Below are 11,877 nucleotides of genomic sequence, written 5' to 3'. Positions count from 1 at the left end.
CCGACTATTGTGCCGCAATGGTTAACGACGGTTTAACTCAGACCTGGAATTGCTCGTTCAAACCGGTGGGTACCGGGTTATCTCCGGTCTGGGCATCAATGAGGTTTCGGGGCCACACGACCTTGACGATGGCGCCTCTGCGTTCCGGTTTATCGGTGAGAGACTGATAGGGGTCCGAGCCGTTGGCAAAGCTCAGTTCGGCGCCGCTGCGTTCCAGCAGGGTCTTCGCAATGAACAGACCCAACCCCATTCCCTCGTATTCCGGGCGTGTTTTGAGGTGAGACTCCGCGCGCCGCCGCCGCACGAACGGGTCGCCGATCCGTCCAATCATCTGTGGCGGGTAACCGCGCCCGTCATCCATGATGCCGATGGTGATCTGGTCGGTGGTCCATTCCGCCTCGACCCACACGTTTGAACGGGCAAAATCCACTGCGTTCTGGATCAGGTTGCGCAAGCCGTGAATGACCTCGGGCTTGCGCAGGATCGAAGGTTGCTGCAGGTCGCCGCCTTCGCCCGGGCCCTCGTCGAAATGGACCTGCTTGCCCCGGTTGACATGCGGCTCGGCGGATTCGTGGATCACCGTCGTCAGGGGCGCCTGCCGCAGATGCAGATCGTCTTTCCCGGCCCGTCCCATGTCGCGCAGGATGTCGCGGCAGCGGTCTGCCTGCTCGCGGATCAGGGCGGCGTCCTCGCGCAGGTCGGCGCGGTCGTCGAGCTCTTCGATCAGCTCGGAACTGGCCAGCTTGATCGTCGCCAGCGGAGTGCCCAGCTCATGCGCGGCCGCCGCAACCACGCCGCCCAGATCCGTCAGCTTCTGTTCGCGGGCCAGCGCCATATGTGTGGCGGAAAGTGCCTCGGACATCGACTGCACCTCGGAACTGATGCGATGCGAATAGGCGCCCAGAAACACGATGGCGATGGTAATCGCAGCCCAGTTGCCGAAAACAAAGATATCCGGGATGCGCAGAATAAAGCCCAGTTCGGTTCTGAGCGGCAGATGAAACTCGGCCAGCAGTGTCACCAGAATAATTGCGGTGCCGCCGACGATCAGGGTGGACCGCAGCCCCATGACATTGGCCGAGATCGTGACCGGACCCAACAGAAGCAGCGCGAACGGGTTGTGCAAGCCGCCGGTGAGATAGAGCAGGAAGGCCAGTTGCAGCAGGTCGAACAGCACCATCAGAAAGTTCTCGAACTCCGAAAGGCGCTTGTTTTCCGGGAAGATGAAGATCGCGATCAGGTTGCCGACGACCGAAATTCCGACGGCCAGATAACACAGCCCAAGATCAAGCTGCACGTTATACATGCGCTGGGCCACGGTGATTGCGGTGATCTGTCCTATGATCGCCACCCAGCGCAACAGGATCAGGGTCCGCAGGCGAATCCAGCCACTGCGTTCCTGCCTGTGCCAGAGGTTTGTATTGGAATCCGTCATCGGTCGATTATGTCCTGTTGCAACGGCTGATTAACTTGATAGGTGTCCCAGCCGAATTCATCAACAACCCCAGTGTCAGGTGTGATCCCATGACCCGTCTATATGCCATTCTCGCCGCCGTTGTCCTTGCAATCGGGTTGGGGGCCATTTGGCTGCTGACCATGGGCGGGCGCTCGGACGATCAGTTCGCGCAATGCCGGTCGAGCCAGATTGCGGGCGGGGCGGACACCATCGGCGGGCCGTTCGAGCTGGTCAATGGCAAGGGCGAGACCGTGACTGACGCGGACGTGATCACCGAACCGGCGCTGATCTATTTCGGCTACACCTTCTGTCCTGATGTATGTCCGCTGGACACCGCACGCAATGCCGAAGCCATTGATGTTCTGGCGGGGCGGGGCCAGTCGGTCACGCCGGTCTTCATTTCGATCGACCCGGATCGCGACACGCCCGAGGTCGTGGGCGACTTTGCATTCAACCTGCATGAAAAGATGATTGGTCTGACCGGCTCGCCCGAGCAGGTCAAAGCGGCCAGCAAGGCCTACAAGACCTACTACAATGCACACGACAAGAGCGACGAATACTATCTGGTCGACCACTCGACCTTTTCCTACCTAGTTCTGCCCGAGCAGGGCTTTGTCGACTTCTTCAAGCGCGACGAGACAGCCGAGCAGGTGGCCGACAAGATCGGTTGTTTTCTGGACAAGGTGTAAGCGCCCAGAGTGCGTTTGACCTTTCCTGACACGCTGGTAATACTCGCCTTCAGCCAGAGACCCGGAAACAGCTGAAAGAATACGCATGGCCGACACCCCCCAGCTTGAAATCGGACCCGACAAGTCGCTGTTGCTGGTAGATGATGACGAGCCGTTTCTGCGGCGACTGGCCAAGGCCATGGAAAAACGCGGTTTCGAGATCGAGACGGCCTCGTCGGTCGCTGCGGGCCGGGCCATCGCCACCGCCCGCCCACCGGCCTATGCGGTGGTCGATCTGCGGCTTGAAGATGGCAATGGGCTGGATGTGGTCGAGGTGCTGCGGGACAAGCGGCCCGATTGCCGGGTTGTGGTGCTGACCGGCTATGGCGCGATTGCAACCGCCGTGGCGGCGGTCAAGATCGGTGCCACCGATTATCTGTCCAAACCGGCCGATGCGACCGACATCACCAATGCGCTGCTGGCCAAGGGGGACGAACTGCCGCCGCCGCCGGAAAATCCGATGAGCGCCGACCGGGTGCGGTGGGAGCACATCCAACGGGTCTACGAACTGTGCGACCGCAATGTCAGCGAGACCGCGCGGCGGCTGAACATGCACCGGCGCACCCTGCAGCGGATTCTGGCGAAACGCAGCCCGCGTTGAATCCTCATTCCCAGATATTTTGCTTTCAGGCTGCTCAATAATTTGTCACGCAGCTTGAAAATTTCACGTGGTATCAGCAGGTAATCACGTTTTTGCAGACGCAGAAACTATTTGGTTGATTTTATGCTGCGGCGCAGCATCATGAAGGTTACTAGCAGACCGGACAGGAAACCTCCTCCCTTCTTGAACGGTCGATCAAGAGGGCCTGTTCGCGATACCTCCTCCCATTGTGGGCGGGCTTATAGAAAGTCCAACGGGGCGTGGCTGGGCAGACGATCGCCCGGCCACGTTTTAGGGGTCATGCGCGGGTCAATTCCGGAGCCGTTCAGAATATCGGCTAAAGCTGGCTCATGAGCGTCGCGTGGCGTTTGGTATACGCGTCGCGGACTTGAACCGGAGCCCGAAGCTGAATTTGCAATCCGTCGATCAACGCGCGGTTCGGACGGCCAAAGAACTTGGTCGCCTCTTTCTGCGAAAACCCTGCAATCTGGGTGGCCTCCATCCAGGCACTGATTTTGTCTGCGCGCTTGATCTGTTTCTTGATCGTAGCAGGAATGGTGGCGGGCAGGCCGAACCGGATGTGAATGGCGGCGGCAAGGCGATCGTCCAGCTCTCCGTAATCCGGGCCGACGGCGGACTTCACCGGTGAGATCATGTCGCCGATCACATATTCCGGCGCATCGTGTAACAAGGCCGCGAGGCGCCATTTGACCGGCGCCTTGGGTGCGATGCGGCCAAACAGCTCTTCGACCAGCAGCGAATGTTCAGCCACGGAATAGGCAAAATCACCCTCGGTCTGGCCGTTCCAGCGGGCCACAAATGCAAGTCCGTGCGCGATATCTTCGATTTCGATGTCCACCGGTGTCGGATCCAGCAGGTCCAGCCGGCGGCCCGACAACATCCGCTGCCATGCTCTGGGTTGTGTTGCCATTCTGCCAAGCCCTCCGGCATCTGCCACATTTTTGCCACAATTCAAGCGCAGCCTGTTATGCATCTGATCACGTGTTGCCAACACCTTCTTGAGGGAGCGTGCTTTGAAAAGGCGCAACGTGGTTACGATATCAAGTGCTGAGGGGGGCGCGCATTCCTCCCAGCGCGCACCTCTCAGATCGAAACCTGTAAGATAAGGAGCTTGTCATGTTCAAGCGTTTGTTAGGTGTTGCACTTGCATTCGGCATGGCCGCCACCGCGCCGCCAGCCTTTGCCCAGTCCTGCGGTCAGCGAGATAATGTCATCAAGCGGCTGCAAAAACAGTATTCCGAGCAGCTTACCGTCGGCGGCCTGCAAAAGGTGCGCGGCAAGCAATCGGTCGTGGAGGTCTGGTCGTCCGATGAAACCGGTACGTTTACCGTCCTTCTGACCCACGCAAGCGGCATTAGCTGTATTGTCGCCGCTGGCACTGATTTTTTCGAAGCCACACCAAAGATCGTGGCAGAAGGCACGCCGAGCTAATTACGGATACATACTGGTCTGACGGCCCGTTCCTGAACACTGTCCATTCCGGCTGGCGCTTCCGTTTCTGGATGAGCCATCCATCAAAGTTGCCACCCCCTGCAATGAATGTTAGGGGCAACGGGAACTGATTTTCCGGAATGGAGCGACGAATGGCCGGGGACTACATTGTTAAGGATATTTCGCTGGCCGAGTTCGGCCGCAAGGAATTGGATATTGCCGAAACCGAGATGCCGGGCCTGATGGCCCTGCGCGCCGAATATGGCGACAGAAAGCCTCTGAAAGGCGCGCGTATTGCAGGTTCGCTGCACATGACCATCCAGACCGCCGTGCTGATCGAAACGCTGGTGGCGCTGGGCGCAGACGTGCGCTGGGCCTCGTGCAACATATTCTCGACCCAGGACCACGCAGCGGCGGCGATTGCCGCGGGCGGCACGCCGGTCTTCGCAATCAAGGGCGAGACGCTGGAGGAATACTGGGACTATGCCGACCGCATCTTCCTGTTCGAGGAAGGCACCTGCAACATGATCCTGGATGATGGTGGCGATGCGACCATGTACATCCTGCTGGGCGCACGGGCCGAGGCGGGGGACACCGCGTTCCTCGATACTCCGGGTTCCGAGGAGGAGGTCGCCCTGTTTGCCCAGATCCGCAAGCGGCTGGCCGCCAGCCCGGGCTGGTTCACCAAGCAGCGTGACGCCATTCAGGGCGTGTCCGAAGAGACCACGACCGGTGTGAACCGTCTCTACAAGCTGGTCGAGGCAGGCGAACTGCCCTTCCCGGCGATCAACGTGAATGACTCGGTCACCAAGTCGAAATTCGACAACAAATATGGCTGCAAGGAATCGCTGGTCGACGGCATCCGCCGCGCCACCGACACCATGATGGCGGGCAAGGTTGCCGTGGTCTGCGGCTACGGCGACGTGGGCAAAGGCTCTGCCGCTTCGTTGCGCGGTGCAGGCGCCCGTGTGAAAGTCACCGAGGTTGACCCGATCTGCGCGCTGCAGGCTGCCATGGACGGGTTTGAGGTGGTTCTGCTGGAAGACGTCATCGACAGCGCCGACATCTTCATCACCACCACCGGCAACAAGGACGTGATCCGCATCGAGCATATGCGCGAGATGAAGGACATGGCCATCGTCGGCAACATTGGTCACTTCGACAACGAGATTCAGGTGGCCAACCTGAAGAACCACAAATGGACCAACATCAAGGAACAGGTGGACATGATCGAGATGCCCTCGGGCAACCGCATCATCCTGCTGTCCGAAGGCCGCCTGCTGAACCTCGGCAACGCCACCGGCCACCCCTCGTTCGTGATGTCCGCGTCCTTCACCAACCAGGTTCTGGCGCAGATCGAGCTTTGGACCAAAGGCGACGAATATGACAACAAGGTCTATATTCTGCCGAAGCATCTGGATGAAAAGGTCGCGCGCCTGCATCTGGATCGGATCGGCGTCAGGCTGACCCAGCTAGACGGCGAGCAGGCCGCTTACATCGGCGTCAAGCCGGAAGGACCTTTCAAGCCCGAGCATTACCGCTACTAAGCGTCCCGTCGTAGCTTTTTCTTGGAACGGCGTGCTCCCGCGCGCCGTACCAGCATCAAAGATGCTGCCTCGGCCCTTGGGCCCGGCAGCGCGCCTTGACGGGCGCGCTGCGGTCACGCCGGACTGAGTTGGGGGAAATGGTCCCCGCGGCCTTTCGGTGTCAGGTCGAACAGGTTCCACAGCGACCAGAGCGGGTCGATGTGGCGCGGATGCCAAGGGCTGGGTTCGAAGAATAGCTCGGAACTCCAGAAATGATGAATGCCGTCCCCGTCGCGGGTGAAGATGTTGAGGATGGGCAGTTGATCGCCGCCTTCGCTCTCGGCCAGATAGTCGCGCTGATAGCTGGTGCCATGTGCCGAATAGAGCGGCAGGTTCTGCCAGCCCATGTCCCGTTGCAGAGCGGCGAGGCGTCCCGGCACGCTCTGCGCAACCACGGCCAGTGCAATTCGTTGGGTGATGTGTTTGACCTGTCCACTCAGCCCGTCGAGGAAGGCCGAGCACATGGGGCAGGCCGCCTTGGCATCCGGTCCGTACATCAGCGAATAGATCGCCAGCGTGTCATGGTCGCCGAACAGGCTGGATAGTTGCGCGGCGCTGCCATCGGGATGGCGGAACGCATAGTCCTGCGGTAGCGCGCCGCCGCGCGGCAATGTGCGGCGCAGGGCCGCGACCTCTTCGGCCTGGGCGCGCAGGGCGGTTTCAGCCTCAAGCAGTTTTGCGCGGGCCGCGCGGTATTCGGGGGATTCGTTTGGCAATGTCACGGGCATCGGGCGCCTCCTATAATTTAACATTAATGTTAAACAAAGAGACGCCCGATTTCAACCTGGGCATGTTGCCTTGCCTTTTCGCGCGGAAAACCCCCGCCAAAGCGGGGGCCTTTCTTGTCTCAGGCGGGTATGCGCAGCACCTGTCCGGGGTAGATCTTGTCAGGATCGGACAGCATCGGCTTGTTGGCCTCAAATATCTCTTGATAGCGGGCGCCGTTGCCCAGCGTCTTTTCCGAGATCTTCCACAGGCTGTCGCCCTTTGCGACGGTGTAGAACACCGGGTCTTGCCCGCCCAATTCTTTCTCGACCTGCGCGACACCTTCGACATTGCCCACCGCAAGGATGATCTTTTCCTTGGTCTCCTGATCCACGTCGCCGCTGACCTTGACCTTGTCGCCATTCACCTCAAAGCTCACGCTTTCGGCCGTCAGGCCAAGATCCGCCACTTCCTGCTGCAGCACGGCAGCAGTCGGTGCCGTGGTCTCGCCATCGTTCTCAAGCTTCTTTCCACCGCGGAAAAAATCGAAAAGACCCATGGTGTTCTCCTTCTCATGAAACCTTCGGCGCGATCTTGCGGATGTGGGATGCGCAAGAATAGGGGGAAAACCGGCGGAATCTTTTCCTGTTCGGACCATCGCATTTGTTACTACCTTCCGCCCAGGCCAGATGGGGCCGACACCAACACCGGGAGTTTTACTATGGGAAAACGCGACGACCTGATCGCCCAATATGCCGACGATCTGAAAAACAAATGCGGGGTGACCCCCGATATGGACCTGCTGACCAAGGTGACCATTGGCTGCGGCCCGGCGATCTATGACGCGGATGCTTCAACCGTGGCCGCCAGCCAGGAGAGCGAGCTGGAGACGGTCAAGAACAACTTCCTGATCAAGAAACTCGGCCTCAGCGACGGGCCCGAGCTGATGGACGGTATCAACAAGGCGATTGAAACCTACGGAAAATCCGAGCGCAACAAATACCGTGCCGTTGTTTACTACCTGCTGGCCACGCATTTCGGCAAAGAATCCGTCTACGGATAAGGCTGCATTGGAAAACACCTCAAACGCCCGCCAATGGCTCGGGCGTTTTGAATTTTAGGCTATTCTTCAGGGCTTTGGGTTTGCGTTCGCGGGTGCGGATCACCTATACCTGAGACATGACCAGGACGGTCAGAACCTATGAGATCAAATCGCGTGTGGTGCGTAGGGAGCACGCGGGGTGGGGAAGGTTCTGCATCGTCGGAACCTTCCCGTTTTCTTGTGTGCGAGCCTCAGAACAGGGTCAGGATCAGACCCATGATGCCGCAGGCCAGCGTGGCGTATCCGCCGTCGATCAGCGTCAGCTTGGCCGGGCGCATGCTGTAAAGGTTGTTGATCCCGATCCAGGGTGTGATGAAGAACAGCCCCACGCCCAGCCCCGCAACAAGTCCCTTGCCGATGCCGTCGATGCCGGACAGGGCGAACGTGTGCCGCATCATGCCGGCGACGACCAGTTGCAGCGCAAAGCTCATCGCGAAGATCGACGGCTTCATGCCACCTTCGGGTTTGCCATCCGGGCCGCAGCGCACGCCCGAGGCCGCGATCCACTGTTCGCTCAGCACCATGTACCAGACCGAGCCGAGCGCAAATGCGCCGATGGCGGCCACCAGAACGTTCAGAAATTCCATGCTTCCTCGCCTGTTGGTTGGTTATGGGCGAAGGATGCCCGATCAGTCCGGGTTTGTCTGCCCCATAGCACAGATCATGCGCCACTCGTCCTCGCGCACCGGCTGCACCGACAGGCGCGAGCTTTTGACCAGCACCATCTCGGACAGACGCTCATCCGCCTTGATCTGATCCAGTGTCACCGGAGTCTCGAAGGGCCGTATCGCCTTGATGTCCACGCAATCCCAGCGTTCGTCATCCGTGGTGCTGTCGTGATGCGACTCGGCGCAAACCTCGACAATGCCGACGATCGCCTTGTCTTTTTGCGAGTGGTAAAAGAACCCACGGTCGCCCAGTTTCATGTTCCGCATGTGGTTGCGGGCCTGATAGTTACGCACGCCGTCCCACTCTTCGCCCGCCTCGCCTTTGGCGACCTGCTGGTCCCAGCTCCAGGTTGAGGGTTCGGATTTGAAAAGCCAATAAGCCATTGTCAGATCACCTTTTTCCATGGGATCAGTTCGACCGACTGAAACAGCCCGGCCTTGGCGTAGGGGTCGTTGTCGGCCCAATCTCGCGCCGCGGCCGGATCTTCGACATCCAGAATGACCAGAGAACCGATCATCTGATCGCCGTCCAGCAGGGGGCCCGCCTGCGAAACCACGCCGGTCTCATCGATATAGGCCAGATGCGCGGCGCGATTGTCCAGACGGGTCTGCAGCGCGCCGTCCTTGTCGCGGGCGATCAGGGCGATCAGCATGTCATTCCTCCTTCAGTGGTCGTGCCAGCAGTTGAGCCATGGCATCGGTCAGGGTCAAGCTCTGGTTCACCAGGCCTGTGACACAATCCGTGATCGGCATGTCGAGCCCCATTCCTTTTGCCTTGGTGGCCACGGCGCGGGCGGTGGCGGCGCCCTCGACCGTGATGGTCGGGTCAAACGTCTCGCCCCGCCCGATGGACAGACCCAGCCGGTAGTTGCGCGACTGGTCCGAGGTGCAGGTCAGCGCCAGATCGCCGAACCCGCTCAGCCCCGCCAGTGTCTCGGGCCGGGCGCCGAGGGCCAGCGCCATGCGCTGCATCTCGGCATAGCCCCGTGTCATCAGCGCGGCGCGGGCGCTGTCGCCAAGGCCAGCGCCGATCACCGCACCGCAGGCGATGGCCATGACGTTCTTCAGCGCACCGCCAAACTCGGCTCCGAAGGTATCGGTGGTGCGATAGAGGCGCAGGTTTGCGGTGGTCAGCTCGGCCTGTAGTGTCGCGCTCAGATCGGCATCGGCGCAGGCCAGCGTCAGGGCGGTGGGCAGGCCGCGTGCGATGTCATGGGCAAAGCTGGGGCCGGTCAGTAGGGCAGGGCGGGCGTCGGGCAGACTCTCGGAGATCACGGCCACCGGTCCCAGCCCGGTCTTCAATTCGATGCCCTTGCAGCAGGCGACCAGCGTGCGGCCTGCCAGCGCGTCGGCATGTTCCGTCAGCGCGCCGCGCAGCTTTTGCATCGGGATGGCCAGCAGGAGGGTCTCGCTGGCTTCGGTCTCGGAAAGGTCCGCCGTCACGCGCAGCGCGTCGGGCAGGCGGACACCCGGCAAGCGCTGGGCGTTCTCGCGCCTGTCGCACATGGCCCGCGCCTGCTCCGCCGAGCGCGACCAAAGCGTAACCGGCCCGTTCCCCGCCAGCGAAATCGCGAGCGCGGTGCCGAACGCGCCCGAGCCGATCACCGCGACGCTCATGCCTTGGCCCCTTTCTTGCCGCTGCCCAGCATCGACGGGCTGCTTTGATCCAGCGGCCATCGGGGCCGGGCGGTTAGGTCAAGCCCGTCGCGTGCGCCGATGCGGAACCGTTCGAGCCCCGCATAGGCGATCATGGCGGCGTTATCGGTGCACAGCTCCAGCGGAGGCGCAATAAATCGGGCGCCCTGATTGGCACATACAGTCTCTAACGCGGTCCGAATCGCAGTATTCGCCGCCACACCTCCGGCCACGGCTACAACGGGCTCGGATGGGCTTTCGGTCATATAAAGCTGCAGCGCCCGGCGGGTTTTCTCGGTCAGTGTATCCACCACCGCCTGCTGAAACCCGGCGCACAGATCGGCGCGGTCCCGACGGGTCAGCCCGCCCTTTTCGGCAACGATCTGGTCCCGCATCCGCATCAATGCGGTCTTGAGGCCCGAGAAAGACAGATTGCAATCGGGCCGGTCCAGCAGCGGGCGGGGAAAGCGGAACCGCTTGGGGTCACCGCCCTGTGACTCCGCCTCGACTGAGGGGCCGCCGGGCTGTGGCAAGCCCAACAGGCGGGCGGTCTTGTCGAAGGCCTCGCCCGGGGCATCGTCGATGGTGCCGCCGAGACGGGTAAAGGCCTCGGGTCCGTGCGCGATCAGGTATTGGCAATGCCCGCCCGACACCAGCAGCATCAGATAGGGAAATGCGATCCCGTCAGTCAGGCGCGGGGTCAGCGCGTGACCCGCTAAGTGGTTCACGCCGATCAGGGGCAAACCGGTCGCGGCACTCAACCCCTTGGCGCACATCACGCCTGACATCACCCCACCGATCAGCCCCGGTCCGGCGGTCACGGCGATGGCGTCAAGATCCTGCAAACCCAGCCCCGCCTCGTCCAAGGCCTGCACCACGCAGAGATCCAGCTTTTCCGCATGCGCGCGCGCCGCGATCTCGGGCACCACACCGCCATAAGCGCTGTGCAGTTCGGTCTGGCCGAACACGACTGAGGACAGCACCTGCGCCTGCCTGTCGCCCGTCTGGCGCACCACCGCCGCCGCCGTGTCGTCACAGCTGCTCTCCAGCCCAAGGATCGTAAGTGTTTGCGCCATTGGCCCGAACCGTTGCATCATGGTCTGTGAGCGGGGTATCACCCTGCGCGCCTGTAAACAATCACGCAAGCAACCCCAGGGGCCGAGGCATCACCTGCATGATTTTGTTGATGACCCGCCCCCGCGCTGCCTCGGAGAGGTTCGTGGCACAGCTTTCGCCCGAGCTGCGTGACCGTCTGACCCCGATCTACTCCCCGCTTCTGGACGTCCGTCCCCGCGATGTTGCGATTGATCTGGACGGGATGCGTGGGCTGATCTTTACCTCGATCAACGGCGTCACCGTCGCCGCGCACCGGACCGGGGACCGGTCCCTGCCTGCGTATTGTGTCGGACAAGCAACCACGACGGCGGCGCAACAGGCCGGGTGGGCGGCGGAGATGGCGGGTGAAAGCGCCGAGGAGCTGATCGCCACCCTGCTACACCGGCGCCCGGAAAGCCCCCTGATGCATCTGCGGGGAGAGCACACGCGCGGCGACGTGGCCGAGCGGCTGACGCAGTCGGGGTTACGCGTGCAGGAGCAGGCGATCTACGACCAGCAACTTTTGCCGTTTACTGCGGAAGCGCAGGCCGCGCAGGCCGGAAACCGCCCTGTGATCGCGCCCCTGTTCTCTCCGCGTACCGCGCGACAATTTGCCGACTTATGGACCGGACCCGCGCCGCTGTGGTTAGTTGCGATGAGTGAGGTGGTTGCAAAACCCCTTGAAACCTTGACCTTCCAGCGCCTCAAAGTCGCAAAACGGCCCGAGGCTGACGCGATGCGGGTATCGGTTGAAAAGCTTGTGAGGCAAGCCATGCGGGTTGAGGGCGCGCAGGACGCGGATTAACCTGATCGGGTCTCGCATTTAGGCTTTTTCAGAATCAAAGGGAA

At 61.3% G+C, this 11,877-nt stretch carries 15 protein-coding genes; 6 read left to right on the top strand and 9 right to left on the bottom strand.

All coding sequences use genetic code 11. The features are described from left to right. Positions 1–37 precede the first annotated feature (37 nt). The gene (gene regB / locus GOX53_RS08045) at positions 38–1,435 is read right to left on the bottom strand and encodes a sensor histidine kinase RegB (protein ID WP_171175144.1); all 1,398 of its coding nucleotides are present in this window, start codon (positions 1,433–1,435) and stop codon (positions 38–40) included. Between the two features lie 89 nt (positions 1,436–1,524). On the opposite strand from regB, the gene GOX53_RS08040 reads away from it, so the two are divergent. After that, the gene (locus GOX53_RS08040) at positions 1,525–2,145 is read left to right on the top strand and encodes an SCO family protein (RefSeq protein ID WP_171175142.1); all 621 of its coding nucleotides are present in this window, start codon (positions 1,525–1,527) and stop codon (positions 2,143–2,145) included. 85 nt (positions 2,146–2,230) lie between these two features. Further along, positions 2,231–2,785, top strand: coding sequence for an ActR/PrrA/RegA family redox response regulator transcription factor (locus tag GOX53_RS08035; protein WP_171175140.1), 555 nt, complete (start codon positions 2,231–2,233; stop codon positions 2,783–2,785). Between the two features lie 337 nt (positions 2,786–3,122). Here the strand turns inward: GOX53_RS08035 and GOX53_RS08030 are convergent, their stop codons facing one another. Further along, positions 3,123–3,716, bottom strand: coding sequence for an HD domain-containing protein (locus GOX53_RS08030; RefSeq protein WP_171175137.1), 594 nt, complete (start codon positions 3,714–3,716; stop codon positions 3,123–3,125). A 206-nt stretch (positions 3,717–3,922) separates the two neighbouring features. Between GOX53_RS08030 and GOX53_RS08025 the strand changes: the two genes are divergently transcribed. Further along, positions 3,923–4,237 carry a hypothetical protein gene (locus tag GOX53_RS08025; protein WP_171175135.1) on the top strand — a complete coding sequence of 105 codons (315 nt, stop codon included), beginning with the start codon at positions 3,923–3,925 and terminating at the stop codon, positions 4,235–4,237. A 152-nt stretch (positions 4,238–4,389) separates the two neighbouring features. Next, positions 4,390–5,784 carry an adenosylhomocysteinase gene (gene ahcY / locus GOX53_RS08020; RefSeq protein ID WP_171175133.1) on the top strand — a complete coding sequence of 465 codons (1,395 nt, stop codon included), beginning with the start codon at positions 4,390–4,392 and terminating at the stop codon, positions 5,782–5,784. Between the two features lie 113 nt (positions 5,785–5,897). Here ahcY and GOX53_RS08015 read toward each other — a convergent pair whose 3' ends face one another. Both GOX53_RS08015 and lysM read right to left on the bottom strand, forming a co-directional pair. Continuing rightward, entirely contained in the window at positions 5,898–6,551 is a 654-nt protein-coding gene (locus GOX53_RS08015) for a DUF899 family protein (protein WP_171175130.1), read from the bottom strand. 119 nt (positions 6,552–6,670) lie between these two features. Next, the gene (lysM, locus tag GOX53_RS08010) at positions 6,671–7,087 is read right to left on the bottom strand and encodes a peptidoglycan-binding protein LysM (RefSeq protein WP_171175128.1); all 417 of its coding nucleotides are present in this window, start codon (positions 7,085–7,087) and stop codon (positions 6,671–6,673) included. A 162-nt stretch (positions 7,088–7,249) separates the two neighbouring features. On the opposite strand from lysM, the gene GOX53_RS08005 reads away from it, so the two are divergent. Next, positions 7,250–7,591: a DUF2853 family protein gene (locus tag GOX53_RS08005; RefSeq protein ID WP_171175127.1), complete on the top strand. Its 342-nt coding sequence runs from the start codon at positions 7,250–7,252 to the stop codon at positions 7,589–7,591. 230 nt (positions 7,592–7,821) lie between these two features. Here the strand turns inward: GOX53_RS08005 and GOX53_RS08000 are convergent, their stop codons facing one another. Genes GOX53_RS08000 through tsaD form a run of 5 tightly spaced genes read right to left on the bottom strand, consistent with a single transcriptional unit; the run spans position 7,822 to position 11,009 of the window. After that, a complete protein-coding gene (locus GOX53_RS08000) occupies positions 7,822–8,217 on the bottom strand; it encodes a DUF1761 domain-containing protein (RefSeq protein ID WP_171175126.1) in 396 nt (131 codons plus the stop codon). Between the two features lie 42 nt (positions 8,218–8,259). After that, complete coding sequence (locus GOX53_RS07995; RefSeq protein ID WP_171175125.1) at positions 8,260–8,682, bottom strand: EVE domain-containing protein; 423 nt, start codon at positions 8,680–8,682, stop codon at positions 8,260–8,262. Positions 8,683–8,684: 2 nt separating this feature from the next. Next, positions 8,685–8,951, bottom strand: coding sequence for a YciI family protein (locus tag GOX53_RS07990; RefSeq protein ID WP_171175124.1), 267 nt, complete (start codon positions 8,949–8,951; stop codon positions 8,685–8,687). 1 nt (position 8,952) lies between these two features. Beyond that, entirely contained in the window at positions 8,953–9,915 is a 963-nt protein-coding gene (locus GOX53_RS07985; protein ID WP_254446504.1) for an NAD(P)H-dependent glycerol-3-phosphate dehydrogenase, read from the bottom strand. Continuing rightward, positions 9,912–11,009: a tRNA (adenosine(37)-N6)-threonylcarbamoyltransferase complex transferase subunit TsaD gene (gene tsaD, locus GOX53_RS07980; RefSeq protein ID WP_171175122.1), complete on the bottom strand. Its 1,098-nt coding sequence runs from the start codon at positions 11,007–11,009 to the stop codon at positions 9,912–9,914. The genes GOX53_RS07985 and tsaD overlap by 4 nt, the downstream gene beginning before the upstream one ends. A gap of 143 nt (positions 11,010–11,152) precedes the next feature. Here tsaD and GOX53_RS07975 point away from each other — a divergent pair, with 143 nt between their 5' ends. Beyond that, the gene (locus GOX53_RS07975; RefSeq protein WP_371810267.1) at positions 11,153–11,833 is read left to right on the top strand and encodes a uroporphyrinogen-III synthase; all 681 of its coding nucleotides are present in this window, start codon (positions 11,153–11,155) and stop codon (positions 11,831–11,833) included. Positions 11,834–11,877: the final 44 nt, after the last annotated feature.

Source organism: Ruegeria sp. HKCCD8929, assembly GCF_013031405.1.
Lineage (GTDB): Bacteria > Pseudomonadota > Alphaproteobacteria > Rhodobacterales > Rhodobacteraceae > Ruegeria.
Note: the sequence above shows the minus strand (reverse complement) of the source record. Positions and strands in the feature narration are given on the sequence as shown.

Excerpts from the sequence above, each read along its gene's own strand:
- GOX53_RS08000 (WP_171175126.1), bottom strand. The coding sequence starts at position 8,217 with ATGGAATTTCTGAACGTTCTGGTGGCCGCCATCGGCGCATTTGCGCTC.
- GOX53_RS07990 (WP_171175124.1), bottom strand. The coding sequence starts at position 8,951 with ATGCTGATCGCCCTGATCGCCCGCGACAAGGACGGCGCGCTGCAGACC.
- GOX53_RS08015 (WP_171175130.1), bottom strand. The coding sequence starts at position 6,551 with ATGCCCGTGACATTGCCAAACGAATCCCCCGAATACCGCGCGGCCCGC.
- GOX53_RS08005 (WP_171175127.1), top strand. The coding sequence starts at position 7,250 with ATGGGAAAACGCGACGACCTGATCGCCCAATATGCCGACGATCTGAAA.
- regB (WP_171175144.1), bottom strand. The coding sequence starts at position 1,435 with ATGACGGATTCCAATACAAACCTCTGGCACAGGCAGGAACGCAGTGGC.
- GOX53_RS08025 (WP_171175135.1), top strand. The coding sequence starts at position 3,923 with ATGTTCAAGCGTTTGTTAGGTGTTGCACTTGCATTCGGCATGGCCGCC.
- ahcY (WP_171175133.1), top strand. The coding sequence starts at position 4,390 with ATGGCCGGGGACTACATTGTTAAGGATATTTCGCTGGCCGAGTTCGGC.
- tsaD (WP_171175122.1), bottom strand. The coding sequence starts at position 11,009 with ATGGCGCAAACACTTACGATCCTTGGGCTGGAGAGCAGCTGTGACGAC.
- GOX53_RS07985 (WP_254446504.1), bottom strand. The coding sequence starts at position 9,915 with ATGAGCGTCGCGGTGATCGGCTCGGGCGCGTTCGGCACCGCGCTCGCG.
- GOX53_RS08035 (WP_171175140.1), top strand. The coding sequence starts at position 2,231 with ATGGCCGACACCCCCCAGCTTGAAATCGGACCCGACAAGTCGCTGTTG.
- GOX53_RS07995 (WP_171175125.1), bottom strand. The coding sequence starts at position 8,682 with ATGGCTTATTGGCTTTTCAAATCCGAACCCTCAACCTGGAGCTGGGAC.
- GOX53_RS08040 (WP_171175142.1), top strand. The coding sequence starts at position 1,525 with ATGACCCGTCTATATGCCATTCTCGCCGCCGTTGTCCTTGCAATCGGG.
- GOX53_RS08030 (WP_171175137.1), bottom strand. The coding sequence starts at position 3,716 with ATGGCAACACAACCCAGAGCATGGCAGCGGATGTTGTCGGGCCGCCGG.
- lysM (WP_171175128.1), bottom strand. The coding sequence starts at position 7,087 with ATGGGTCTTTTCGATTTTTTCCGCGGTGGAAAGAAGCTTGAGAACGAT.